23 protein-coding genes are annotated in these 23186 nt (G+C 68.7%); 12 read left to right on the top strand and 11 right to left on the bottom strand.

Annotated features, from left to right (window positions below):
* The first annotated feature begins 37 nt into the window (after positions 1-37).
* Positions 38-1516, top strand: a complete 1479-nt coding sequence (locus MicroSTF_RS18025) for an amino acid ABC transporter substrate-binding protein/permease (RefSeq protein WP_021199216.1) — start codon at positions 38-40, stop codon at positions 1514-1516.
* Positions 1513-2241: an amino acid ABC transporter ATP-binding protein gene (locus MicroSTF_RS18020; RefSeq protein ID WP_136023658.1), complete on the top strand. Its 729-nt coding sequence runs from the start codon at positions 1513-1515 to the stop codon at positions 2239-2241. The genes MicroSTF_RS18025 and MicroSTF_RS18020 overlap by 4 nt, the downstream gene beginning before the upstream one ends.
* 154 nt (positions 2242-2395) lie before the next feature.
* On the opposite strand, the gene MicroSTF_RS18015 is transcribed toward MicroSTF_RS18020, so the two are convergent.
* From MicroSTF_RS18015 to MicroSTF_RS18000, 4 genes are all read right to left on the bottom strand, one after another.
* On the bottom strand, positions 2396-3724 hold the full coding sequence (locus MicroSTF_RS18015; protein ID WP_315072874.1) for an MFS transporter: 1329 nt from the start codon (positions 3722-3724) through the stop codon (positions 2396-2398).
* Positions 3721-4200 (bottom strand): winged helix-turn-helix transcriptional regulator, encoded by a 480-nt coding sequence (locus MicroSTF_RS18010; RefSeq protein WP_167253691.1) that lies wholly within the window; start codon positions 4198-4200, stop codon positions 3721-3723. Before MicroSTF_RS18010 ends, MicroSTF_RS18015 begins: the two co-directional genes overlap by 4 nt.
* A 249-nt stretch (positions 4201-4449) precedes the next feature.
* Positions 4450-5727 (bottom strand): phosphoribosylamine--glycine ligase, encoded by a 1278-nt coding sequence (gene purD / locus MicroSTF_RS18005; protein ID WP_021199212.1) that lies wholly within the window; start codon positions 5725-5727, stop codon positions 4450-4452.
* 43 nt (positions 5728-5770) lie between these two features.
* The gene (locus MicroSTF_RS18000) at positions 5771-6445 is read right to left on the bottom strand and encodes an NUDIX hydrolase (protein WP_081859751.1); all 675 of its coding nucleotides are present in this window, start codon (positions 6443-6445) and stop codon (positions 5771-5773) included.
* A gap of 49 nt (positions 6446-6494) precedes the next feature.
* Here MicroSTF_RS18000 and MicroSTF_RS17995 point away from each other — a divergent pair, with 49 nt between their 5' ends.
* Positions 6495-6863 (top strand): sterol carrier family protein, encoded by a 369-nt coding sequence (locus MicroSTF_RS17995; protein WP_021199210.1) that lies wholly within the window; start codon positions 6495-6497, stop codon positions 6861-6863.
* A gap of 90 nt (positions 6864-6953) precedes the next feature.
* On the opposite strand, the gene MicroSTF_RS17990 is transcribed toward MicroSTF_RS17995, so the two are convergent.
* Positions 6954-7772, bottom strand: coding sequence for a BtpA/SgcQ family protein (locus MicroSTF_RS17990; protein WP_021199209.1), 819 nt, complete (start codon positions 7770-7772; stop codon positions 6954-6956).
* 125 nt (positions 7773-7897) lie between these two features.
* Between MicroSTF_RS17990 and MicroSTF_RS17985 the strand changes: the two genes are divergently transcribed.
* From MicroSTF_RS17985 to MicroSTF_RS17950, 8 genes are all read left to right on the top strand, one after another.
* The gene (locus MicroSTF_RS17985; protein ID WP_021199208.1) at positions 7898-8671 is read left to right on the top strand and encodes a DeoR/GlpR family DNA-binding transcription regulator; all 774 of its coding nucleotides are present in this window, start codon (positions 7898-7900) and stop codon (positions 8669-8671) included.
* 172 nt (positions 8672-8843) lie between these two features.
* Complete coding sequence (locus MicroSTF_RS17980) at positions 8844-9878, top strand: autoinducer 2 ABC transporter substrate-binding protein (RefSeq protein ID WP_021199207.1); 1035 nt, start codon at positions 8844-8846, stop codon at positions 9876-9878.
* A gap of 63 nt (positions 9879-9941) precedes the next feature.
* The gene (locus MicroSTF_RS17975; RefSeq protein ID WP_021199206.1) at positions 9942-11480 is read left to right on the top strand and encodes a sugar ABC transporter ATP-binding protein; all 1539 of its coding nucleotides are present in this window, start codon (positions 9942-9944) and stop codon (positions 11478-11480) included.
* Positions 11477-12505 carry an ABC transporter permease gene (locus tag MicroSTF_RS17970; RefSeq protein ID WP_231479891.1) on the top strand — a complete coding sequence of 343 codons (1029 nt, stop codon included), beginning with the start codon at positions 11477-11479 and terminating at the stop codon, positions 12503-12505. Before MicroSTF_RS17975 ends, MicroSTF_RS17970 begins: the two co-directional genes overlap by 4 nt.
* Before the next feature lie 2 nt (positions 12506-12507).
* On the top strand, positions 12508-13605 hold the full coding sequence (locus MicroSTF_RS17965) for an ABC transporter permease (protein WP_322957558.1): 1098 nt from the start codon (positions 12508-12510) through the stop codon (positions 13603-13605).
* 24 nt (positions 13606-13629) lie between these two features.
* A complete protein-coding gene (locus tag MicroSTF_RS17960; RefSeq protein ID WP_036271524.1) occupies positions 13630-15117 on the top strand; it encodes an FGGY-family carbohydrate kinase in 1488 nt (495 codons plus the stop codon).
* Complete coding sequence (locus MicroSTF_RS17955; RefSeq protein WP_051670959.1) at positions 15117-16190, top strand: aminopeptidase; 1074 nt, start codon at positions 15117-15119, stop codon at positions 16188-16190. Before MicroSTF_RS17960 ends, MicroSTF_RS17955 begins: the two co-directional genes overlap by 1 nt.
* A gap of 1 nt (position 16191) precedes the next feature.
* Positions 16192-17892 carry a dihydroxyacetone kinase family protein gene (locus MicroSTF_RS17950; RefSeq protein WP_322957554.1) on the top strand — a complete coding sequence of 567 codons (1701 nt, stop codon included), beginning with the start codon at positions 16192-16194 and terminating at the stop codon, positions 17890-17892.
* Positions 17893-17905: 13 nt separating this feature from the next.
* On the opposite strand, the gene MicroSTF_RS17945 is transcribed toward MicroSTF_RS17950, so the two are convergent.
* From MicroSTF_RS17945 to MicroSTF_RS17935, 3 genes are all read right to left on the bottom strand, one after another.
* The gene (locus MicroSTF_RS17945; protein ID WP_029258779.1) at positions 17906-18358 is read right to left on the bottom strand and encodes a hypothetical protein; all 453 of its coding nucleotides are present in this window, start codon (positions 18356-18358) and stop codon (positions 17906-17908) included.
* 122 nt (positions 18359-18480) lie between these two features.
* Positions 18481-19257, bottom strand: a complete 777-nt coding sequence (locus MicroSTF_RS17940) for an inositol monophosphatase (protein ID WP_322957552.1) — start codon at positions 19255-19257, stop codon at positions 18481-18483.
* A 64-nt stretch (positions 19258-19321) separates the two neighbouring features.
* Complete coding sequence (locus tag MicroSTF_RS17935; RefSeq protein WP_322957550.1) at positions 19322-19690, bottom strand: VOC family protein; 369 nt, start codon at positions 19688-19690, stop codon at positions 19322-19324.
* Between the two features lie 63 nt (positions 19691-19753).
* Between MicroSTF_RS17935 and MicroSTF_RS17930 the strand changes: the two genes are divergently transcribed.
* Entirely contained in the window at positions 19754-20203 is a 450-nt protein-coding gene (locus tag MicroSTF_RS17930) for a MarR family transcriptional regulator (protein ID WP_322957548.1), read from the top strand.
* A gap of 11 nt (positions 20204-20214) precedes the next feature.
* Here the strand turns inward: MicroSTF_RS17930 and MicroSTF_RS17925 are convergent, their stop codons facing one another.
* The 3 genes from MicroSTF_RS17925 to MicroSTF_RS17915 are packed head-to-tail and all read right to left on the bottom strand — an operon-like array spanning position 20215 to position 23161.
* Positions 20215-20988, bottom strand: coding sequence for a heme ABC transporter ATP-binding protein (locus MicroSTF_RS17925; protein WP_029266908.1), 774 nt, complete (start codon positions 20986-20988; stop codon positions 20215-20217).
* Complete coding sequence (locus MicroSTF_RS17920; RefSeq protein WP_136023662.1) at positions 20985-22058, bottom strand: FecCD family ABC transporter permease; 1074 nt, start codon at positions 22056-22058, stop codon at positions 20985-20987. Before MicroSTF_RS17920 ends, MicroSTF_RS17925 begins: the two co-directional genes overlap by 4 nt.
* Positions 22055-23161 carry a heme/hemin ABC transporter substrate-binding protein gene (locus tag MicroSTF_RS17915; RefSeq protein ID WP_136023663.1) on the bottom strand — a complete coding sequence of 369 codons (1107 nt, stop codon included), beginning with the start codon at positions 23159-23161 and terminating at the stop codon, positions 22055-22057. Before MicroSTF_RS17915 ends, MicroSTF_RS17920 begins: the two co-directional genes overlap by 4 nt.
* Positions 23162-23186 lie beyond the last annotated feature (25 nt).

Genomic DNA, 23186 nt, shown 5'->3' with positions numbered 1-23186 from the left:
CGTCCGGTCGCTGCTGTCGACCCGAGGAGCACACGTCGTGATCCGAAATCCATCCGCCGCGGCGGGCCGCCTGCGCCGATCGATGCGCACCGCCGGTGCGGCCGCGCTCGTCGCCTTCGTCGCCGTCGGAGCGCTCCTCGCCGGAGCCGCCCCCGCCACCGCCGCGAGCGACGGCGACAAGTACGTCATCGGCACCGACACGACCTTCGCGCCGTTCGAGTTCACCGACAAGGACGGCAACCTCGTCGGCATCGACATGGACCTGCTCCGCGCGATCGCGAAGGACCAGGGCTTCGAGGTCGAGATCCGCCAGCTCGGATTCGACGCCGCGGTGCAGGCGCTGCAGTCGAACCAGGTCGACGCGGTCATGGCCGGCATGTCGATCACCGAGGAGCGACAGAAGACCTTCGACTTCAGCGAGCCCTACTTCACCAGCGGCATCCAGCTGGGCGTTCTCGAGTCGAGCGACATCCAGTCGCTCGATGACCTCGACGGCAAGGCCGTGGCCGTGAAGACCGGCACGCAGGGGCAGACCTTCGCCGACGAGAACAAGGACGAGTACGGCTTCAAGGTCACCCCGTACCAGGACACGACCGACATGGTCGACGCTGTGAAGGCCGGCCAGGCGGTCGGCTACTTCGAGGACTTCCCGGTGCTGGCCTACGGCATCCAGCAGGGTTCCGGCTTCCGCCTGATCGGTGAGCCCGAGCTCGGCGGCGAGTACGGCTTCGCGGTGAACAAGGGGCAGAACCCCGAACTGATCGAGATGTTCAACGCCGGACTCGCGAACCTCAAGTCTTCGGGCGAGTACGACAAGATCGTCGACACGTACCTGGCGGGCGGCGAGGAATCGTCGCAGCCGACCGACATCATCTCGGTCGCGGTGCAGTACTGGCCCGCGCTCATGGAAGGCCTGTGGCTCACGATCCTCGCGACGATCGTCGCCATCGTGGCCGCCTTCATCCTCGGGCTCATCTTCGGCTTCGGCCGGGTCTCGAAGTTCGCACCGTTCCGCTGGATCGCGACGGCCTACGTCTACGTGTTCCGCGGGACGCCGATCCTCATCCAGGCGTTCTTCGTGTTCTTCGCGATCCCGCAGCTGTTCCCTGGCCTCACGTTCAACCCGTTCGTCGCCGGAGCGATCACGCTCTCGCTCAACACGGGCGCGTACATGACCGAGATCATCCGCGGAGGCATCCAGGCGGTCGATCCCGGACAGAACGAGGCCTCGCGCTCGCTGGGTCTCGGCCACTGGAAGACCATGCAGAAGGTCGTGCTCCCGCAGGCGTTCCGCATCATGATCCCGTCGTTCGTCAACCAGGGCATCATCACGCTGAAGGACACCTCGCTGATCAGTGTGATCGGCCTGGCGGAACTGACGTTCGTCTCTCGCCAGATCATCGCCTCGACGTACCTGTCGGCGCAGGTGCTGACGATCGTCGCCATCATCTACTTCGTCGTGATCACGCTGCTGACGCTGCTCGCGAACCGCCTGGAGAGGACGTTCAACGCATGAGCAAGATCGTGGTGCAGGACCTGCACAAGTCGTTCGGAGACAACGAGGTGCTCAAGGGCATCAACCTCTCGGTGGAAGACGGCGAGGTCGTCGCGGTCATCGGTCCGTCGGGGTCGGGCAAGTCCACGCTGCTGCGCTGCCTCAACAAGCTCGAGGAGCCCACGTCGGGGCACGTCATCATCGACGGCGTCGACCTGACCGACAAGAGCGTGAAGCTCGACGAGGTGCGCCAGCGCATCGGCATGGTGTTCCAGCACTTCAACCTGTTCCCGCACATGACGGTGCTCGAGAACATCACCCTCGCGCCGGTGGAGTGCGGGAAGATGACGAAGGCCGATGCCCGTGAGCGGGCGCTGTCGCTCCTGGAGCGGGTCGGTCTCTCGGAGAAGGCCGATGCGAAGCCCGCATCCCTGTCCGGTGGTCAGAAGCAGCGCGTGGCGATCGCGCGTGCGCTCGCGATGGACCCCGAGATCATGCTGTTCGATGAGGCCACGAGCGCGCTCGATCCCGAGATGGTCGGTGAGGTGCTGCAGGTCATCCGCGACCTGGCGTCCGGCGGCATGACCATGGTGCTGGTGACGCACGAGATGGGCTTCGCGCGCGAGGTCTCCGGCCGCACGGTCTTCATGGACGGCGGTGTCGTGGTCGAGGAGGCCCCGCCCGCCGAGCTCTTCGGCTCGCCCAAGAACGAACGCCTGAAGGACTTCCTCTCCAAGGTGCTCTGAGCCTGGCGCACATCCGCGTCGCGGACATCCGCGTCGACTTCCCGTGTACTCGCCGAGTGCACGGGAAGTTTGCGTTGAGAAGCCGTGCATTCGGTAGCTTCCCGTGCACTCGGTGGAATGCGGGGCGACGTGGGGCGGTGCGGGATGGGGTGAGCTACTCGCGAACGGATAAGGGGTGGCGGCGGATGGTCGCGCTGACGAGGGCGGCGACCGCGCACAGTCCGGCGGCGGCGAACCAGGCGAACGTGTACTGGCCGGTGTGGTCGCGCACGATCCCGGCGAGGACCGAGGCGATGCCGGCGCCGATCTGGTGAGCCGCGAACACCCAGCCGAACACGAGAGGGCCCTTGTCTCCGAAGACCTCACGGCAGAGCGCGATCGTCGGTGGCACGGTCGCGACCCAGTCGAGCCCGTAGATCACGATGAACACGATGATGCTGGGTTGCACCTCGGCCGAGAGCAGGCTCGGCAGGAACAGCAGGCTCACTCCGCGCAGCGCGTAGTAGGCGGCGAGCAGGATGCGCGGGTTCACCCGGTCGGTGAGCCAGCCGGAGAACACGGTGCCGACGATGTCGAAGACGCCCACCACGGCCAGCAGCCCGGCCGCGGTCGTCGTCGCCATCCCATGGTCGTGCGCGCTCGGGATGAAGTGTGTGCCGATCAGTCCGTTGGTCGTCGCTCCGCAGATCGCGAAGCCGATCGCCAGTGCCCAGAAGGTCTTGGTGCGAGCGGCCTCCCTCAGGGTGGAGATCGCGAGTTTCGCCGCACCCCACGCCGTGCCCCGAGGAGCCGCCGTGCCCCGCGGAACGGGATCCGCCGCCATGACGGGCGTGGTCTCGCCGTACCGGGCGACCCCGAGGTCGCTCGGTCTGTTGCGCAGGAAGATCCAGACGAGGGGCGCGACGGCGAGGGCGCCGCCTGCGATGATGAGCGAGGCCCCGCGCCATCCGACGTCTTCCGCGGCAGCCGCGATCACGGGGAGGAAGATCAGTTGCCCGGTCGCACTGCCGGCGGTGAGCACGCCGGAGACGAGCCCGCGCCGGGTAGCGAACCAGGTGTCGGTGATGGTCGCGGCGAACACCAGGGCCATCGATCCGGTGCCGAGCCCGATCAGCACACCCCAGGTCAGGATGAGCTGGCCGGGAGTCGCCACGAAGACGCTCAGCGCCGCGCCCGCTCCGATGACGAAGAGTGCGACCACCGTGACCGCGCGGATGCCGAAGCGCTGCATGAGAGCGGCCGCGAACGGGGCGATGAGGCCGTACAGCAGCAGGTTGATCGAGACCGCGAGCGAGAGCTCCGCCGTGCTCCATCCGAACTCCTCCTCGAGCGGCACCATAAGCACACCGGGCGCGGCGCGGAACCCGGCGGCGCCGATGAGCGCGATGAGGGCCACCAGGGCCACGGTCCAGGCAGGGTGGAAGCGGCGCTGCCGTCCGGTCAGGGGCTCTTCGATCGGACCGTCGAGCGATTCGGCGGTCATGCCGCGTCTCCGGCGAGAAGGGCGAAGGGCTCCCCGCCCATGCTGCGCCGTGCCCACCGGGTGCTGCCGGCGTCGAGCGGTGCCGCGCAGGTCGCGCACCAGTCGACGGAGTCGGAGACATCGCCGCAGCGGCCGCAGCTCACGGTCAGTCCCCACGGCCCGTCGGGGTCGGTGATGCGAGCGAACCGCGCGTAGGCGTGCAGGATCGGGAGCGTCTCGCGTCCGGCGGCCGTGAGTCGATAGCCGCTGCGCGCATCGTCGGGGTCTTCGCGGGCGATGAGGTCGGCCTCGCCCATCGCGGTCAGGCGACGGGAGAGCACCGAGTCGGCGGCGCCGGTGGCGTCACGAAGCTGATCAAAACGCGTGCGACCGGAGAAGAGCTCGCGCAGGATGAGCAGCACCCAGGGGTCGGCGAGCACGTCGGCGGTGCGGGCGATGGGGCAGGTCGCAGAGGACCAGTCGGAGCGGAGCGGCATCCGCTAACTTTCTTGAAGAAAGTCCCCCGTGTCAATCGCGGATCCGCACGTTGGCAGGATTCCTTCCCGCATTCGCCCGAATTCGCGCGACCGCACCTCACGTATCCCCGCTCGTGGTGCTCCCGAGTGCACGGGAACTCGCCGAGCGAACGGGGTATCCGCGTCGGGAAGCCGTGCACTCGTCGAGACCCCGTGCGCTAGGCGGAGGGGGCGGGACTGGACGGCGGGGCAGGGGCGGGGCGCGGAGGGCTACTCGGCGACGCGAGCGGCGATGTCGGTGCGGTAGTGGGAGCCGTCGAGATGAATGCGGGCGATCGCCTCGTACGCGCGGTCGCGCGCGGTGCGGAAGTCGGAAGCCACCGCCACCACGTTCAGTACACGGCCTCCCGTCGCGATGAGCGATCCGCCGGGAGCATCCGGGCTCGCGGTCGCGGCGTGCACGATGCGGACGCCCTCGACGGCCGCGGCTTCCGCGAGGCCCTCGATCGGGCGGCCGGTCTGCGGTGCCTCGGGGTATCCCTCGCTGGCCAGCACGACCGTGATGGCGACATCGTCGCTGAAAACGGGATCCGGCTGATCCTCGAGGGTTCCCGAGGCCGCGGCGAACAGCAGGTCCGACAGCGGGGTGACCAGTCGCGGGAGCACGATCTGCGTCTCCGGATCTCCGAAGCGCGCGTTGAACTCGATCACGCGCACGCCGGCGGGAGTGAGGATCAGGCCCGCATAGAGGAGTCCGATGAACGGCGTGCCCTCTGCGTCGAGCTGGCGCACCACGGGAAGTGCCACGTCGCGCGTGACCTCGTCGACGAAAGCCTGCTCGCTGCCGAACTGCTCGGTGAGCCAGGGCAGCGGCGAGTAGGCACCCATGCCACCGGTGTTGGGGCCGGCGTCGCCGTCGAGTGCGCGCTTGAAGTCCTGGGCGGGGCTGAGCGCACGCACGGTGTCGCCGTCGCTCAGGAAGAACAGGGAGACCTCGGGACCGGACAGGAACTCCTCGATCAGCACCGGGCCGGCGGGAAGATACTGCTCGGCGTGCGCGAGCGCCTCGGCGCGGTCGGACGTGACGATGACGCCCTTGCCCGCAGCCAGACCGTCGGCCTTCACGACGTAAGGAGCGCCGAGATCGTCGAACGCGTTCTCGACCTCTGCCGTGGTGGCGGCGCGCACGGCACGGCCGGTGGGCACGCCGGCGGCATCCATGACCCGCTTCGCGAACGACTTCGAGCCCTCCAGCTGCGCTGCGGCCTTGCCCGGTCCGAACACCGGGATGCCGCGGACGCGCAGGGCATCCGCGACTCCGGCGACGAGCGGAGCTTCGGGGCCCACCACGACGAGGTCGATCGCGTGCTCATGCGCGAACGCGGTGACTGCGCCGCCGTCCAGCGGATCGAGCGAGACGGGGCTCGCATCCTGTGCCATGCCGGCGTTGCCGGGAGCCACGAAGATCTCGTGCTCCGTCTGCTCAGCCCGCAGGGCGAGGATGATCGCGTGCTCACGGGCACCGGAACCGAGGACGAGAATCTTCACCCGTCCAGACTACCGAGGGTCGCGCTCCGGGTTTCGGTGGGGCTCAGAGGTCGACGGTCCGTTCGACGGCAGCATCCCAGGTCACGGTCCAGCCGGCCGCGTCGAAGAGCGCATCGAGCACCATCGCGGTGAAGCCCCAGACGATCGTGCCGTCGACGTCGAACGCCGGGCCCCGGAACGTGTGCCCCATGCGGGTGATCGTCGAGGTGAACCGGGTCTCGGGGGCGAGCAGTTGCGCGACGGGAACCCGGAACACCTCGACCGTCTCGGCGTGATCGACCGCCACGACCCGCGACGGCGACTGCCACCATGCCAGGACGGGCGTGACGAGATGGTTGCTCGCGGCGAGCGGGATCTCCGGCAGCGTGGCCAGGATCTCGACTCCCGCCGGATCGAGCCCGGTCTCCTCCTCGGCTTCGCGCAGCGCCGTGGCGACGACGTCGGCATCGTCCGGCTCCACGCGTCCACCGGGGAATGAGACCTGACCGGGGTGGGACGAGAGGGTGGGCGCGCGTCGCTGCAGCAGCACGTCGAGGTCACGGGCGACGGCCGCGTCGGTCGTGGGGGCGGGGATGCGATCGAGCACGCCGAACAGGATGAGCACAGCCGCGTCGTGCGCGCTCTGCGGGTCGGCGAGTGGCGGGATCCGCACGCCCCACGAATGGTCGGCGACTGCCGCGAGCAGCTCGGCGCGGGCGCCCTGGGGATGCATGCTCATGCGTCCGAGCATAGGACTCGTCGCACGCGGTCGGTCGTAGTCTGGAGAGATGGCCAGGAAGATCGACATCGTCGACGGACGCGCGGCTCTCGATGCCGTCCGCTCCGCGGATGCCTCGGGCGTGAAGCCGCAGCGCACCGATCTCGCCACCGCCGTGCGCTATCTGCTGCAGCTGCTCGACGAGAAGGCGCCGGGCAACAGCGTGGAAGTGCGAGTGCCTCCCTTCGGTGCGGTGCAGGTCATCCAGGGTCCTCGACACACCCGTGGCACGCCGCCGAACGTGGTGGAGATGGATGCGGCGACCTGGATCGCCGTGTCCACCGGCACGGAGCGATGGGCGGATGCCGCAGACGGCGGACGCATCCATGCTTCGGGCACGCGCGCCGACTTGAGCGACGTGCTGCCGGTGCGTCCCTAGCGCAGCCGCACGGGACGCGCCTGAGGCACACGGAGCCGCCCCGCGGTCACCAGGATCGCGGGGCGGCTCCGTGTGGCCGGCGGTCGCGTGTCAGGCCAGCTGCGACCGGAACGCCTTCGCAGCACCCATGAGCTCTTCCACCCGTGCGCGGTCGGCGCGGTTCTCGAACCTGCCGTCGTGCTTGAAATAGGTGCCCACGACGGCCCCGTCGGCCACTGCCAGCTGGTCGGCGACGTTGGAGGCGCGCACTCCGGTGTTGACGAATACCGGCACGTCTCCGGCGTTCTCCTTCACGATGGCCAGCGACTGCGTGTCAGTGGGGGCGCCGGCGGTGAGCCCGGAGACGCAGAGGGCATCGGGGTTGGTCGCGAACACCGTGGAGCGGGCGATGGACCCGAGGTCGCGCTCGGCGAGGTAGGCCGCCGACTCCGGCACGATGTTGAACAGCAGCTTCACGTTCGATGCGCCGATGCGGTGTCGGTGGCGCGCGACCTCACCGACGTTCGTGTTCCAGAGGCCGAAGTCGCTGGCGTAGACGCCGGTGAAGATCTCACGAACGAACGCCGCATCGGTGGCGGTGGCGAGATCGATGGAGGCGCGGCCGTCCCAGAGCACGTTCACGCCGAAAGGCACGGCGAGGTCGCCCTGCAGCGCGCCGATGATGCGAGCCATGCTGATCGCGGTGATCGGCTCGGTCTTCGTGAGGTACGGGAGGCTGAATTCGTTGGAGATGAGCACGGCATCGACGCCGCCGCTCTGCAGCGCGTCGAGCTCGCCCTTGGCGCGATTCACGATCGCGGCCATTCCGGCCGCGGTGTCGTAGCCGGGGTCGCCGGGGAGCGGGGCCAGATGCAGCATCGCCACGATCGGCTTCTGCGTGCCGAACACCTCGGGGAGCCAGTTGGGCATGTCTTTCCTCGTTTCTTCGGAATGGATCACAAACTCTGTGAAAGATTCACGATGAGCAAAGCACAAGTTACTCATTCACACAAGCGTGTCGCCTAAGGTGGGATCTGCCACACGAGGAGGTCGGGATGGAAGCCCATGAGCGCCGCGCGCTGATCGAACAGCGGGTCCTCTCTGATGGGGAGGCCGAGTTCAAGGCCCTCGCGCTGGAGTTCGACGTCTCCGAGATGACCATTCGGCGCGACCTGGAACTCCTCGAGGAGCGCGGCAGCGTGCGCCGGGTTACCGGTGGTGTGATCGCCGCCCACGGGACGGCGGTGGAGCCCGGATTCAACTCTCGGGCGTTGATGGGCGCACGCGAGAAGATCAATATCGCGGCAGCGGCCGTCGCCCATCTCAATCACGGCGAGACCGTCGTCCTCGACAGTGGCAGCACCGCCCTCGCGGTGGCCAGGGCCATCGTCGGCAAAGGCCTCGGACTCACGGTCGTCACGCCGAGCATCCTCGTCGCGCTCGAGCTCCATGACGAGCCGAACACCACGATCCTCGTCACCGGCGGGAGGGTGCGTCCCGGCGAACTCAGCCTGGTCGGAGCCGAGTCGATCGAGGCCTTCAAGCGCTACAACTGCGACGTCTACGTCATGGGCGTCTCCGGCGTCGATGGCAAGCGCGGTCTCTCCGACTACAGCAACGAGGAGGGAGCGGTGAAGCGCGCGGCGATCGAAGCCTGTGACCGCGTCATCGTCGTCGCCGACGCGTCGAAGCTCGGCCGGGTGCACCTGACGAATGTCGCGGGTCCCGGCGAGGTCGACCTGCTGGTCACCGACGGAGCGGTGGACCATCCCGCGCTCGTCGGCCTGCGTGCGGCCGGTGTGCAGATCGAAGCCGTTCCCGCGCTCTAGCTGCGTCGTTCCTTCGGTCTCGCCGTTGCGCAACGGTTGCGCAACGGGTGTGAGATTTCGCATTGACAACCGGCGGGATCACGTTTTACTGTTCCACAGCGATGAGATTTCTTCCCATTCCTCCGTGGGGGTGGTGGAAACTAACACTGGTTCACACACGAAGGAGTGGAACATGCGTAAGACGAAGTTGCTTGCAGGTGTCGGATTCGGTGCCGTGGCGATGCTCGCCCTCGCCGGCTGCGGTCAGGTCGGCGGCACCACCGGTGGTGGCGATACCGGCGGAAGCGCGGAAGACGGCGCGATGGTCACCGTAGTCAAGATCTCGGGTGTCGGCTGGTTCGACCGTATGGAGGTCGGCGTCAAGGAGTTCGCCGAGGAAACCGGGATCGACGCCCGCCAGGAGGGTGCGGACGACGCCAGCCCCGAGAAGCAGATCCAGATCATCCAGGACCTGATCGCCCAGTCGCCCGCCGCGATCACGGTCGTCCCCAACTCGCCAGAGGCGCTGGAGTCCGTGCTCAAGCAGGCCAGGGACCAGGGGATCATCGTCGTCGCCCACGAGGCTGCAGGCATCAAGAACGCCGACATCGACATCGAGGCGTTCGACAACCGGGCCTATGGCGCGAAGATCATGGACAACCTCGCCGAGTGCATGGGCGACTCGGGACAGTACGTCTCCTTCGTCGGAGGCCTCACGGCCAAGACCCACATGGACTGGGTGGGCGGCGCCTACGACCAGCAGCAGGCGGAGTACCCCGACCTGACACGTGTCGAGGAGCCGGTCGAGAGCAAGGAAGACGAGAACGTCGCCTATCAGCGGGCGAAGGAGCTGCTCGCGAAGTACCCCGACATCAAGGGCTTCCAGGGGTCGGCCGGCACCGACGTCGCCGGTATCGCCCGCGCCGTGCAGGAGGCCGGTCTGGAGGATCAGGTCTGCGTGATGGGCACCAGCATCCCGTCCGTGGCGAAGAAGTACATCGTCGACGGCTCGATCGACAAGATCTTCTTCTGGGACCCGGCGATGGCCGGCAAGGCGCAGCTCAAGATCGCGCAGCTGCTCGTCGACGGCGAGAAGATCACCGACGGCACCGACCTCGGCATCGAAGGCTACAACTCGCTGAAGAAGCTCGACGGCTTCGACAACGTCTACGTGGGTGACGCCGCCGTCATCGTCGACAAGGACAACGTCGACGACTACGACTTCTGACCCGACGTCCACCACGACTCAGGGCGGGGTCGCCAGCGTGCGGCCCCGCCCCGGAGGAAGAACATGAACGCAGAACAGGCGCAGCCGGCGCCCGAGGCGGGGCACGCACCCGAGCCCAGGCCCGTTCTCGAGGTCACAGGGGTGCGGAAGGTGTTCGGTGGGGTCGTCGCACTCGACGACGTCGCGATCACCCTCTACCCCGGGCGGGTGCACTGCCTGGCCGGCGAGAACGGATGCGGCAAATCCACGCTCATCAAGATCATCAGCGGGGTCGAGAAGCCGGAGGCGGGGGAGATCCTGCTCGATGGCGAACCGCTCACCCATCTCTCGCCGACGCAGGCCCTGCGCGCCGGCATCCAGGTCATCTACCAAGACTTCTCGCTCTTCCCCAACCTGACCGTGGCCGAGAACATCGTGCTCCCGGCCGCGATCGCCGCGCGGCGCAAGCTCTACAGCTCGAAGAAGCGGCGTCCCGAGGCGCAGCGCATCGTCGAGGAGCTGGGGCTCACCCTCGACCTCGACACCGATGTCGAACGGCTCTCGGTTGCCGACCGGCAGCTCACCGCGATCTGCCGGGCGCTCGTGCAGGATGCCAGGGTCATTTTCATGGATGAGCCGACCACGGCTCTCACCCACTCCGAGGTCGAGCGGCTCTTCACTCTCGTGCGCCGACTGCAGCAACGCGGCGTCGCCCTGGTGTTCGTCAGCCACAAGCTCGACGAGGTATTGCAGGTGTCGCAGGACATCACGGTGCTGCGTTCAGGGCGCCTGGTCGCGAACGGTCCGGCCGACGAGTTCGACGTGGCCTCCCTCACCCATGCCATGACCGGCCGTGCGGTGGATGACTCGCGCGTCGTCGTCGAGGTCGACGAGGAGGCTGAGCCGCTGCTGCGTGTGGAGCACCTCGATCTGCCTGGCGCCTTCACGGATGTCTCCTTCGACCTGCAGCCGGGCGAGATCCTCGGCCTCACCGGATTGCTCGGCTCGGGCCGTGGTGAGATCGCCGATGCGCTGTTCGGCCTGCTCACTCCACAGTCCGGAACCGTCACCGTCGGCGGCCGCGCCGTGCGACCAGGCAGCATCCGGGCATCCGTCGACGCGGGCATCGGATACGTGCCGGAGGACCGGCTCACCCAGGGCCTGTTCCTCGACAAGTCGATCTCCGACAACATCATCGCGGGCTCCCTGAGCGAGCACGCGGTCGGCAAGGTGCTGCTGAGTCGAAAGCGCACCGCCGAGACCATCTCCCGACTGTTCTCGCGCCTGCGCATCAAGGCGCCGAGCGTCGAGGCGCCCGTGCGATCGCTGTCCGGCGGCAATGCGCAGCGCGTCGTACTGGCCAAGTGGCTCGCGACCAAGCCGCGGGTGCTGATCCTGAACGGACCGACGGTCGGTGTCGACGTGGGGTCGAAGGAAGAGATCCTGCAGATCCTCCGCGAGGCAGCGAACGACGGGATGGGCGTGATCATGATCTCCGACGACGTGCCCGAACTCGTCTCGCTCTGCAACCGCGTGCTCGTGGTGCGCCGCGGCGAGATCGTCTCACGACTGGCCGGCGACGAGATCGCCGCGCCTCGAATCCAGGAGGTGATGGCCGCGTGAGCGCCACTGACGCCCGCATCCGCCTTCCCCGCATCGGACGCATGTCGAACGAGCTCGTGCTCGCGAGCATCATCCTCGTCCTGGTGATCGTGATGTGCGCCGTGAACCCCGCCTTCTTCAGCGTGCACACGCTGTTCTCCATCCTGCGCTCCACTCTGGTGCCGATGGTCTTCGCGCTCGCGGTGCTCTTCGTGATCATCTCCGGCGGCATCGATGTGTCGTTCGCGGCCATCGGCATCTTCGCCGCCTACACGACCGTGTCACTCGCCCAGGGCGGAACCCTCGACTTCGGACTGATCGGCATCCTCGCGTTCGCGATCGTGATCGGTGGCGCCCTCGGGTTCGTCAACGGCATCGTGATCGCCCGGTTCCGGCTCCCCACCCTGATCGTGACTCTCGCGACGCAGGGCATCTTCAAGGGCGTGCTGCTCGCGTACATCGGCTCCAAGTACATCGCCGAGCTGCCGGATGGCATCTCCTGGCTGTCGACGGCGAACCTCATCTCGATCGAGTCGACCCGCGCCTATCTGCCGATGCTGATCGTGCCGGTCGTGCTGCTCGTGATCGGTGCCGCGTTCGTTCTGCGCCGCACGATGTTCGGCCGCGGCATCTACGCCATGGGCGGCGACCTGGAGGGGGCGCGACGGGCCGGCTTCCCGGTCGTGCGCCTGCAGATCATGCTCTACGTGCTCGTCGGGGCGGTCGCCGCGATCGGCGGACTCATCCACGTCGTGCTCGGGCGCAGCGCCAACCCGCAAGACCTGGTCGGCACCGAGCTCGACGTGATCGCCGCGGTCGTGCTCGGCGGGGCCTCGATCTTCGGCGGACGCGGCACCGTCACCGGCACCGTGCTCGGCGTGCTGCTGGTGCAGATCATCAACAACAGTCTCATCCTGATGGGCGTGCCCACGGCCTGGCAGCGTGCCGCCGTCGGGTTCCTGCTGGTGATCGGCGTGGGGATCCAGGCCGTCATGGCCCGCCGCGCCTCTCGTCGGACGTTCGTCCTCGACACGGTGAAGGAGTGACCATGCCTCAGACGGCCCCTCCCGGGCAGTTCGCCCGGATGAACGACCAGGTCGATCGGTCGGTGCGGTCATTGCTCGGCCGTATCCACGTGAATCGTGGCGTCGGCCGGATGCTGGTGCTGTTCGCACTCGCGTTCGGACTGTTCGCGATCCTGAGCCCGAGGGTCTTCCTCAATCCGATCAACCTGCAGAACATGATGGTCGCCTCGCCCGAGGTCGGCATCCTCGCCATCGCCATGGCGCTCGCCATGCTCACCGGAGGGATCGATCTGTCACTGGTGGCGATCGCGAACCTCTCGGCGATCACCGTCAGCACGATGTTCACGGCGATCGCCAGCAGCGATCCGGCGACCGCCGAGTCGATGGGCGGCCTCATCGCCCTGGTCGGCGTCCTGGTCGGCGCGCTCGCGGGAGCCGTCAACGGCTTCCTGATCGCGACGGTAGGCATCACGCCTATCCTCGCGACGCTGGCCACGATGCAGATCTTCAACGGCATCGCGATCGTCTGGACCGGGGGCACCACGCTCTACGGCGCCCCGGCGGTGCTCTCCACGGTCGGGCAGGCGACGGTCGGCGGCATCCCTCTTCTGTTCCTCGAATTCCTCGTGGTCGCTGTTCTGATCGGGGTGCTGATCACGCGTACGCCGTTCGGACGACGCACACAGCTGCAGGGGGCGAACTCGACGGCCGCGATGTACTCCGGCATCCGCAGCACGAGCGTGCTCTACGGCACGTACGTGACGACGGGTGTGCTCGGCGGCATCGCGGGTCTGGTGTTCCTCTCCCGCAACCCGACGGCGAGCGCCGACTACGGCACGTCGTACGTGCTGCTCGTGATCGTGATCGCGGTGCTCGGCGGCACGAACCCCACCGGCGGGTTCGCGACCATCACCGGAGTGGTCCTCGCGACGCTCGTGCTGCAGGTCGTGCAGTCCGGCTTCACGGCGATCCGGCTCTCGGCCTACGAGTACGCGATCGCGCAGGGGGTGATCCTGATCGCGGTGATGGTGTTCGATCAGGTGAGGGTCAAACGAAGGCCGCGCCGGGCACCCAGCAGTCAGACCGAGACGATCGCGCTCGCAGAGATCCCCCGGGCCTGACCCGCGCATCCGAAAGGCATCCTGATGGAACTGTTCCTCGGCATCGATGTCGGAACCTATGAGACCAAGGGCGTGCTGATCGATGCCACAGGTCACGTGCACGCCGAGGCGCGCGTCCGGCACGGGATCAGCACTCCTGCGCCTGGCATGGTCGAGCAGGATGCCGATGCAGTGTGGTGGCACGATGTCGTCGAGGTCGCCTCGACGCTACGGAAGGCGATGCCGGATGCCGTGATCGCCGCGGTCGCCTGCAGCGCGATCGGTCCGTGCGTGCTGCCGGTCGATGCCGAGCTGCGTCCGCTGCGCCCGGCCATCCTCTATGGGGTCGACACCAGGGCCACTGCGGAGATCGACATCCTCGAGACGCGCCTCGGGCGCGAGGAGATCTTCCGGCGGGCGGGCAATGCGCTGACGAGTCAGTCCGCGGGCCCGAAGATCCTGTGGATCGAGCGCAACGAACCAGCAGTCGCCGCACGCACCCGGTGGTATCTCACCAGTCAGAGCTACCTGGTCGCGCGCCTTACCGGCGAAGTCGTGATCGACCACGCGACGGCGGGGTACTTCCACCCCGGCTATGACCTCGCTCGGCTCGACTGGGGCCTCGATGGGATCGACGACCTGATCCGCCCGGAGACTCTGCCCCGGCTCGGGTGGTCGACGGATGTCGCGGGCACGGTCACAGCCGCGGCGGCCATGGCGACCGGCATCCCCGAGGGCACTCCGGTGCTGGTGGGCACGACGGATGCCGTCGCCGAGGCGGTCGGCGCATCGGTCGTGGCCACCGACGACCTGATGCTCATGTACGGATCGAGCGGGTACTTCATCCGCGTGACCGACGAGCCGCATGCGGATCCGCGGCTGTGGGCGGCGCCGTTCGCTTTGCCCGGGCGTTATGTCCTCGCTGCCGGAACCTCGACGGCGGGCACGGCGACGCGATGGATCGCCGACATGCTCGGACTCGACCACGGCGACGGCGACACGGCGATGTTCGGGCGCCTGATGGAACTCGTGCGCTCAGCGCCGCCGGGCGCGAACGGCGTGCTGCACCTGCCGCATTTCAGCGGGGAGCGCACACCCCTGCACGACCCCGATGCCAGGGCCTTGTTCAGCGGTCTCACGCTCGCGACCGGTCGTGCCGATCTCGCCCGTGCGGTGGTCGAAGGGGTCGGGGAGTCGATCGCGCTCGCGGTCTCCGCATTGCTCGATGCCGGTGCTGCCGAGCCGCGCGTGGTCGCGATCGGCGGCGGAACGCACAACGAGGTGATGGTGCAGACGGTCAGTGACCTGACGGGTCTTCGTCAGCAGACCGCCGCGACGCTCGGGGCGGCCTACGGGGATGCGATGCTCGCGGCGATCGGCCTGGGTGCCGTGACGGAGAAGCAGGCCGCAAGCTGGGTCGCCTTCTCGGGCGAGGTCGTACCCCAGGAGAATCCCGCCCCGCAGTTGCAGGCCGCCTACGAGAGTTTCCCGAAGACGTACCGCGCCCTGCGCGCGCTGAGAGAGGTGGACTGATGAGCAGGTGGCAGGAACTGGCGGAGCATCTCGCCGAGGTGAACGAGGTCGGCGAGGGCACGAAGGTCTCGGTGTTCGCGACGACCTCCTCGGTGCTCGATGCCGTGGACGCCTTCGTGGAGGAGGTGTATCGCCGGGGCGGGATGCCCCAGGTGCTGCTCGTCGAGGAGAAGTACGACCGGTTCGCGCTCGAACACGGGAGCGAGTCGCTGCTGCGTGAGGCCGCACCGCTCGAGCTGGCTTCGATGGAGTGGGCCGATGTGCACGTCTCGTTCCGAGGTATGGAACCGCCGGCGGAGGAGATCGACGGCGCCAGGCTCAGCCTGCAGCGCGAGGGCAAGGGCCTCGTGTCGACCGCACGCTGGCAGGGCACCAAGTGGACTCTCGTGCGCATCCCCACCCCTGAGTGGGCGGCGCTCATCGGTGTGCCCCGCGCGCAACTGGAGCGGGAGTTCTTCGCCGGCACGCTCGCCGACTGGGCCGCGCACCGCGCGCACCTCGAACAGCTCTGCGTCGAGTTGAAGAGCACGTCGGTCGTGCGCATCCTCGACGACGACACCGATCTGCGCCTGAACTGCGCCGGCCGCACCTGGGTGCCGTTCGCGGGGGAGGCGAATCTGCCCGACGGCGAGGTCGCCACCGCTCCGGTGGAAGACGGCGTCGACGGGCACATCACGTTCCCCGGTTCGTTCTGGTTCGGCGGGGCGACCATCTCCGACCTGCGGCTCGAATTCGTGGCAGGGCGGGTGGAGAAGGTGTCGGCCACCCGCGGCCTCGACCTCGTGGAGCGCATCCTCGAGGCCGACGGCGCCCGCCGCGTGGGCGAGCTCGGTATCGGCACCAACCCGCATGTGCAGACGATGACCGGCGACCTGCTGATCGACGAGAAGATCCTCGGCACGGTGCACATCGCGCTCGGCCGCTCCTACCCGCAGTGCGGGGGCAAGAACGAGTCGGCCATCCACTGGGACATCGTGAAGGACCTGCGGTCCTCTGGCAGGCTCGAGGCCGACGGGCGGGTGCTCATCGACCGCACGACCTACGATCCGATCCTCTCCGGGCAGGAGCACTGACATGCGCAAGATCATCAACGACCCTCAGACGTTCGTAGACGAGACGCTCGAAGGCATCCTCCTCGCGCACCCCGACGAGCTGCGGGCGGTCACGGCGGACCGACGTGCGCTGGCGCGGACGGATGCTCCGGCACCGGGGCGCGTCGGCATCGTCACGGGTGGCGGTTCGGGGCACCTGCCGTTCTTCCTCGGCTACGTCGGTCGCGGCCTGTGCTCGGCGGTCGCCGTGGGGAACGTCTTCTCCTCGCCGAGCTCCGCCCAGATCCATGCCGCGTCCGTCGCCGTGCACTCCGACGCCGGACTCCTCTACCTCTACGGAAACTACGGCGGCGACGTGCTGAACTTCGACATCGCCGCCGAGCGCTGCCGTGCCGAGGGCATCGAGGTGCGCACGGTGCTCGGTGCCGACGACATCCAGTCCGCGCCGACCGATCGCGCGGACTCCCGCCGTGGTGTGGCAGGGCTCGTGCTCGTCTACAACGTCGCGGGGGCGATGGCCGACCGCGGGGCCTCTCTCGACGAGGTCGAGCGGGTGACCCGCAAGGCGTCGGAGTCGACCCGCACCATGGGGGTCGGCCTGTCGCCGACCGTGCTCCCGGCAGCGGGGGAGGAGACCTTCACGCTCGATGAGGGCGAGATGGAGATCGGTGTCGGCATCCACGGAGAGCGCGGCACCCACCGCGGCCCGTTGGAGACGGCAGATGCGATCACCGACCGGTTCCTGGCTGAGATCGGGACGGAGCTCGACCTGACCGAGGGGCGCCGAGTGGCCGTGCTCGTGAACGGGTTGGGCTCGACGCCGCTCGAAGAGCTCTACGTGATGTATCGGCGGGTGCATCACACGCTCGCGGACGCCGGGGTGACCATCGGCTACCGGCTCATCGGCGAGTACGTCACAAGCCTGGAGATGGCCGGAGCCTCGCTGTCGATCATGCAGCTCGACGACGAGTTGGAGGAGCTGCTGCACGACCCGGCGGGATCACCGTTCTTCCGTCAGGGGGCGGCTCCGGTGGGGCGCGTGCTCATGGCCGAGACCGCCGTTGACGAAGACGCGGCCACGGTCGAGGTGACCCTGGCCGGATCCCGCAGCGACCTGCGCGACCTGCTCCTGACCGTGCTGCCGCAGATGGAGCGGCACCGCGAAGAGCTCCGCACCCTGGATGCCGCGCTCGGCGACGGCGACCTCGGTGTCACGGTCGCGGTCGGCAGCGCGGCGGTCGCCGATGCACTGCGACAACTTCCGGATGACCTCGACGCCCGCAGCATCCTGCGCGCGGCGGGTGATGCGTTCGCCGCAGCGAACCCCTCGACCTTCGCGGCTCTGCTCGGAAGCGGCCTGCTCGCCGCTGCGGAGCAGGTGCCGCAGGGGATCCACCTCGATCGCGCTGGCCTCGTCGACATCGTGCAGACGGTGGCGGCGAGGATCGGCGCGCAGGGCGGGGCCGTGCGCGGCGACAAGACCGTCATCGATGTGCTGCTCCCCGTCGCGGAAGCGCTGGAGGCCGGAGCGGATGCGGCCGGAGCATCGGAGGCGGCGCTCGCCGCGGTCACCGAGAGCAGCGGATGGCAGTCTCGGCGTGGTCGCGCGGGCTGGCAGCAGGAGCGCTCGGTCGGTCACGCGGATCCCGGCTCGGTCGCCGTGGCACGGTTCCTCGAGGAGGTCGTGAGAGAGCAGCAGGGCACAGGTCAGACCGGCGTCTAGGGCGCGGTGCGGGTCAGCCCCGCCGGCGACTCGCGATCTCGTCGGCGAGCTCCTGAACACGGACGGGGTCGGCGTCTTCGGCGAGGGCGACGTAGTGGTCCATGACCGCCGGACGGTAGCGCACCGGCATCGTCTGCCCGGGTGCGAGCCGGGTGAGCGCGGTGATCGTGAGGTCTTCGTCCGCGATGCCGCGGAACGAGATGCCGTCGGCGGTCTCCACATCGAGCATCAGGACCACGCGGGGACTGCCGTCGCTGCTGACCTCCCGCCAGTCGACGAGAACGCCGAGCGCGAGCGTGCCTGTGCGCAGTTCCGCATTGCGCCTGCGTGCCTCACCGCTCAGGAGCGGGTTCGGGGCGACGCCGGGGAAGTCGGGTCCGACGCCGAGCGATTTCCGACTCAGGTCGGGACGGAGCTGCTCCATCAGGTCGTCGAGCTTCTGCTTCCTCTTCTTCGAACCGAACACCAGAGCCCTCCCTCGCGCCGGTGCCCGGATCTCGGCCTGGCGCTTCGCCTCACCGCGATTGTAGGGGCGCCGGTCCCCGTCCAGCCCCGTTCGGGTGAGAGATCGCGGGCTTTCGGATCGGTCTACGCGACCGGCAGGTGCGGTGGATGGGCGACGATGCCGCCCCGCATCGTCGCCGGACGCTTCACGATGAGCCCTGCCTCTTCGGCGATGAGCGCGCCCGCTGCCCAGTCGAACTCGTACAGGTCGGTTTCGATGAAGGCGTCGACGCTGCCCTCTGCGACCAGGCACAGTCCGAGCGCGGCAGACCCGATGCTGCGCAGATCCGTGAACGCCGACATGCGCGTCGGGAGCTCCGCGAGCTGCCGCGCCCGCTGCTCGGGGTCGTAGGAGAACCCGACGGCGAGCAGCACGGGAGTGGCGTCGGTCGCCGGTCCGCGCAGCCGTATCCGGATGCCGCCAGACTCGCGGTACGCGCCGAGTCCTGACCCCGCGGAGTAGACGTGATCGAGCTCGGGCGCATGCACGACGCCGGCGAGCCAGACACCGGAGTCCACGTCCTGCACAGCGACGGACGACCCGTAGTGCGGCAGCCCGCGCACGAAGTTCGATGTGCCGTCGAGCGGGTCTATCGACCAGCGGAGCGCGGAGCCGCCGCCGGTGGTCGCATACTCCTCACCCGACACCTCGTCGTCGGGGCGGTGCTCGGCGAGCACGGCGCGGATAGCGCGTTCGGCCCGCAGATCGATCTCGGTGACCACGTCGCCGGATGCGCCCTTGGTGCGGAGTCCCAGTCCATCGGAGGAGGCGTCGCGATCCCTCGCCGCCTCGGCGAGCACGGCGGCTCCGGCTGAGGCCGCGGAGAGGGCGATGTCGAGCAGGTCGGATGCAGACGGCATGGCGATATCGGTCCTCCGGTGGGCGATCCTCCAGCGTAGCGCCGGCCGGCTCACGCGGAGGGGGTCAGGCGCGGTCGTGGAGGGTGATCCGGTATCCGTCCGGGTCGGCGAACGTGAAGGTGCGGCCGAACGGTCCGTCGATCGGGTCCGCGACGATGGTGTGTCCGTCGGCGAGGAGCGCATCGTGGATGGCCTGGACATCAGTGGCGTGAAGCCAGATCGCTGCGCCGATGCCGGGCTGGGCGACACCGGTCAGGTCGGCGCCCGGGGCGATGTCCCGGAGGGCGAACGCGATCGGAGTCGTCTCGAAGACGACGGCGTGCGGAGGCCCGGCGGGTGAGCGGACGAGGCCGAGGTACTGCTCGTAGAACGCCTGCGAGGCGTCGAGGTCGCGTGCCTGAAGGGAGATGAAGTCGGGGCCGGTGACGGGCATGAGGCAAGTCCTTCCATTTGTGTCAGTTTTCTGACACCGGTCAGCGTATGTCAGAATACTGACATGAGTCAAGACCACGACGGGATCGACCTCGACACCTCGTTGGGCTACCTGCTCAAGGAGGCGTCCAGTGCCCTGCGCGCTGCGATGGAAGAGGTGCTGCGCCCGCTCGGGATGACCATCACCCACTACTCCTGCCTCGAACTGCTGGCGCAACGACCCGGCCTGTCGAACTCCGAGCTCGCACGAGGTGCATTCGTCACGCGACAGTCGATGAACGTGCTGCTGCAGGCGCTGGAGCGGGACGGGTTCGTGACCAGGCCGGCAGAGGCCCCGGTCGGCAAGGCTCTCCCCGCCCGCCTCACCGACCGCGGTCGTGAGAGTCTCGCGAAGGCGACTGCCGCCGTCCGCTCGGTGGAGGTCCGGATGCTGTCCGGGATGACCGAGGACGAGCAGGCGGGAGCGCTGAAGATCCTCCGGAGCATGATCCGCTCGCTGCGGGAGGAGTCCTAGCCCCGGGCGGATCAGCGTCGCGCGACCACCAATGGAACCCCGGTCACGGGGTGCGGGAACACGTCGACCGCCTGGCCGTAGACCTGCTCGATCCGCTCGGCGGTCAGCACCTCGGCCGGAGTGCCCGTCGCCGCGACCCTGCCCTCGGCGAGCAGCGTGACGCGGTCGGCATGCGCGAGGGCGGCATTGAGGTCGTGCAGCACGATGGCGACCGCGATCCCGGCATCCGCGCGTCCGCGGATCAGCCGCATGACGTCTTCGTGGTGCTTCAGGTCGAGAGCTGCGGTCGGTTCGTCGAGCAGCAGGAGGCCGGTGCTCTGGGCGAGCACGCGGGCGAGGGCGACCCTGGCGCGCTCGCCGCCGGACAGCGACGGCACCGCACGGGCCCGGAGTGCCGTGACCTCGGTCTGCGCCATCGCTGCGGACACCCGTTCATCGTCGTCGTCGGCCGCCGGTGTGCGGGCCCAGGGAGTCCTTCCCATCCGCACGACCTGCTCTGCACTGAACGGAAACGTGACGGTGTTCTCCTGCAGGAGCACAGCCCGCTGCTGGGCGAGCGTGCGCGGCTTGACGCGCTCGATCGGCTGGCCGTCGAGCTCGACCGCGCCGGCCTGTGCTGTGACATCTCCGGCGAGCACTCCGAACAGGGTGGATTTGCCCGCCCCGTTCGGCCCGACGAGAGCGTGGACCTCTCCGGAGCGGATCGCGATGGACGCGTCGTCGAGGATCGTCCGCCCTTCGCCGACGCGCACGGTGAGTCCCGACCCGCGGAGCCTGACGGTCATGCCCACCCTCCCGAGCGACGACGGGTGCGCACGAGCAACCACAGGAAGAACGGGCCGCCCACGAGCGAGGTGATCATGCCGATCGGCAGGTCGGCGAGCGGCACGGCCGTGCGGGCCACGAGGTCGGCGACCGCGATGAGCAGTGCGCCGCCGAGTGCCGAGGCGATCACGAGCGGCACGTGGGCGGGGCCGATCATCATCCGCATCAGATGTGGCACGACGAGACCGGCGAATCCGATGATCCCGGCGAAGGCGACCGCCGCGCACACCAGCAGCGCGACCGTCACGATCACCACGATCCGCAGCAGCTCGACATTGACGCCGAGGTGTCGCGCGGTGCGCTCGCCGAGGGCGAAGAGGTCCAGGCTCGGTGCGACGATCAGCGCGACCACCACGCCGATCAGCACGAGCGGCGCGACGAGCTGGATGTTCGACCACAGCGCGCCGTTCAGCGACCCGAGCTGCCAGAACACGATCTGCTCGCGGGTGGATGTGGTGCCGAGGAAAGTGAAGAAGGCCATGCCGGCACCGGCGATCGCATTGATGGCGATACCGGTGAGCAGGAGGGTCACGACCTCGGTGCGACCTCCGGAGCGACTGATGAAGTACACCGAGAACACCGCGACCAGGCCCCCGAGGAATGCGAACGCGGGCGTGGTCCACATGCCGAAGGTCGCGAGCCCGAACGTGATGCTGGCCGCTGCGCCGAGCGCCGCGCCCGAGGAGACGCCGACCACGCCCGCGTCCGCGAGCGGGTTGCCGAAGATCGCCTGCATGAGCACACCCGAGACCGCGAGGGCGGCGCCGACGAGGAGGCCGAGCACGATGCGGGGCATGCGCAGGGTGAAGATCACGCCGTAGTCGGTGGATGCCGACGGAGCCCACGCGGTGTCGACCCCGACGCCGCGCAGGAGCACGCCGATGAGGGAGGCGGGGGAGAGGTCGTACTGCCCGCTCGTGATCGACACGATGCACGTGATCGCGAGCGCGATCCCCAGGCCCACCGTCACCAGGGTGAAGCGCAGACCCCGGTGCCTCGTCGGAGTCGGGGTGACGACCTCCCCGGTCACTTCGCGGGCTCGGGGGCGTACAGGGCGCGGGCCAGAGCGCCGATCACGTCGGCGGTGCGCGGACCGAAGCTCAGGATCTCGCTGTCGGCCATGTCGATCACGCGACGGTTCGCACCGGCGGGGGTCTGCGCCACGGCGGGGATCCGCTCGATCAGCCCGTCGATGCCGCCCACGGATTCGAGCCCGTCGGTCATCATCACCAGCACGTCGGGCTGCGCGGCGACGAGGGCCTCGGCGGTCATCGGCTTCATGCCCTCCCACCCGATCTCGGCCGCCACATCGACCCCGCCCACCGCGTCGATCAGCGAGTCGGCTCCGGAGTCCTCTCCGAAGATGTAGTAGACGTTCGCGCTGCCGCGGACGTAGAGGAACAGCATCCGGGCGCGATCGGCTTCGTCGGCGGGAACGATCTCGGCGATCTCCGCGAGCGTCTCGTCGACCGAGGCGTCCAGTCGATCGATGAGCGCTTCCCCGCGGCGAGGCACGCCGAGCGCGGTGGCGATCTCGGTCACGAGTGCGTCGGTGGTGTCGAGCCGACGGTCGCTGGAGATCACGACGACGGCGATGCCCGCGTCGCGCAACTGCTGACGCACCTCCTTCGGGCCGATCGTGGTGTCGGTGAGGACGACGGTCGGGGCCAGCTTGAGGATCGCCTCGGCGTTGAGCGTGTGGCCGGTCTTGGTCACGACGGGAAGGTCTTCGGTGCCGGCGAAGACGGTGGAGGCGTCGCGACCGACGACCTGATCGCCGAGCCCGAGCGCGAACACGGTCGACGCGATCGTGCCCGAGATGTCGATCGGGAGGATCCGGTCGATATCGGTGATCTCGATCTCGTGGCCTTCGCTGTCGATCACCGTCACAGGCAGCGTCGGAGCGCTGTCGTCGTCGACGGGCTCGATCGCATGGGTCGAGAGGCAGGCAGTGGATGGGCCGGTGTGCGCGCGGACGTCGTCGATCAGATCGAGTGCGGCGAGCGGGACGGATGCCTGGGGGCAGTCATCGTCGGCGACGGCGGCCGGTGCGGCCGTGCCTCCCGGCTCGGCGCAGGCCGTGAGTCCGACGGCCAACGCGGCGACGAGGAGAAGGGCAGAAGCGCGACGCATTAGGCAAGGCTATCCTAAAACTTGA

Source organism: Microbacterium sp. STF-2 (assembly GCF_034650155.1).
Lineage (GTDB): Bacteria > Actinomycetota > Actinomycetes > Actinomycetales > Microbacteriaceae > Microbacterium > Microbacterium maritypicum_A.
This window is presented reverse-complemented; position numbering and strand designations above follow the sequence as displayed.

Bases quoted from the DNA above. Each gene is read 5' to 3' on its own strand.
- MicroSTF_RS18020 (WP_136023658.1), top strand. From the start codon at position 1,513: ATGAGCAAGATCGTGGTGCAGGACCTGCACAAGTCGTTCGGAGACAAC.
- MicroSTF_RS18015 (WP_315072874.1), bottom strand. From the start codon at position 3,724: ATGACCGCCGAATCGCTCGACGGTCCGATCGAAGAGCCCCTGACCGGA.
- MicroSTF_RS18010 (WP_167253691.1), bottom strand. From the start codon at position 4,200: ATGCCGCTCCGCTCCGACTGGTCCTCTGCGACCTGCCCCATCGCCCGC.
- MicroSTF_RS18000 (WP_081859751.1), bottom strand. From the start codon at position 6,445: ATGAGCATGCATCCCCAGGGCGCCCGCGCCGAGCTGCTCGCGGCAGTC.
- MicroSTF_RS17995 (WP_021199210.1), top strand. From the start codon at position 6,495: ATGGCCAGGAAGATCGACATCGTCGACGGACGCGCGGCTCTCGATGCC.
- MicroSTF_RS17990 (WP_021199209.1), bottom strand. From the start codon at position 7,772: ATGCCCAACTGGCTCCCCGAGGTGTTCGGCACGCAGAAGCCGATCGTG.
- MicroSTF_RS17985 (WP_021199208.1), top strand. From the start codon at position 7,898: ATGGAAGCCCATGAGCGCCGCGCGCTGATCGAACAGCGGGTCCTCTCT.
- MicroSTF_RS17980 (WP_021199207.1), top strand. From the start codon at position 8,844: ATGCGTAAGACGAAGTTGCTTGCAGGTGTCGGATTCGGTGCCGTGGCG.
- MicroSTF_RS17975 (WP_021199206.1), top strand. From the start codon at position 9,942: ATGAACGCAGAACAGGCGCAGCCGGCGCCCGAGGCGGGGCACGCACCC.
- MicroSTF_RS17965 (WP_322957558.1), top strand. From the start codon at position 12,508: ATGCCTCAGACGGCCCCTCCCGGGCAGTTCGCCCGGATGAACGACCAG.
- MicroSTF_RS17960 (WP_036271524.1), top strand. From the start codon at position 13,630: ATGGAACTGTTCCTCGGCATCGATGTCGGAACCTATGAGACCAAGGGC.
- MicroSTF_RS17955 (WP_051670959.1), top strand. From the start codon at position 15,117: ATGAGCAGGTGGCAGGAACTGGCGGAGCATCTCGCCGAGGTGAACGAG.
- MicroSTF_RS17950 (WP_322957554.1), top strand. From the start codon at position 16,192: ATGCGCAAGATCATCAACGACCCTCAGACGTTCGTAGACGAGACGCTC.
- MicroSTF_RS17940 (WP_322957552.1), bottom strand. From the start codon at position 19,257: ATGCCGTCTGCATCCGACCTGCTCGACATCGCCCTCTCCGCGGCCTCA.
- MicroSTF_RS17935 (WP_322957550.1), bottom strand. From the start codon at position 19,690: ATGCCCGTCACCGGCCCCGACTTCATCTCCCTTCAGGCACGCGACCTC.
- MicroSTF_RS17930 (WP_322957548.1), top strand. From the start codon at position 19,754: ATGAGTCAAGACCACGACGGGATCGACCTCGACACCTCGTTGGGCTAC.
- MicroSTF_RS17925 (WP_029266908.1), bottom strand. From the start codon at position 20,988: ATGACCGTCAGGCTCCGCGGGTCGGGACTCACCGTGCGCGTCGGCGAA.
- MicroSTF_RS17915 (WP_136023663.1), bottom strand. From the start codon at position 23,161: ATGCGTCGCGCTTCTGCCCTTCTCCTCGTCGCCGCGTTGGCCGTCGGA.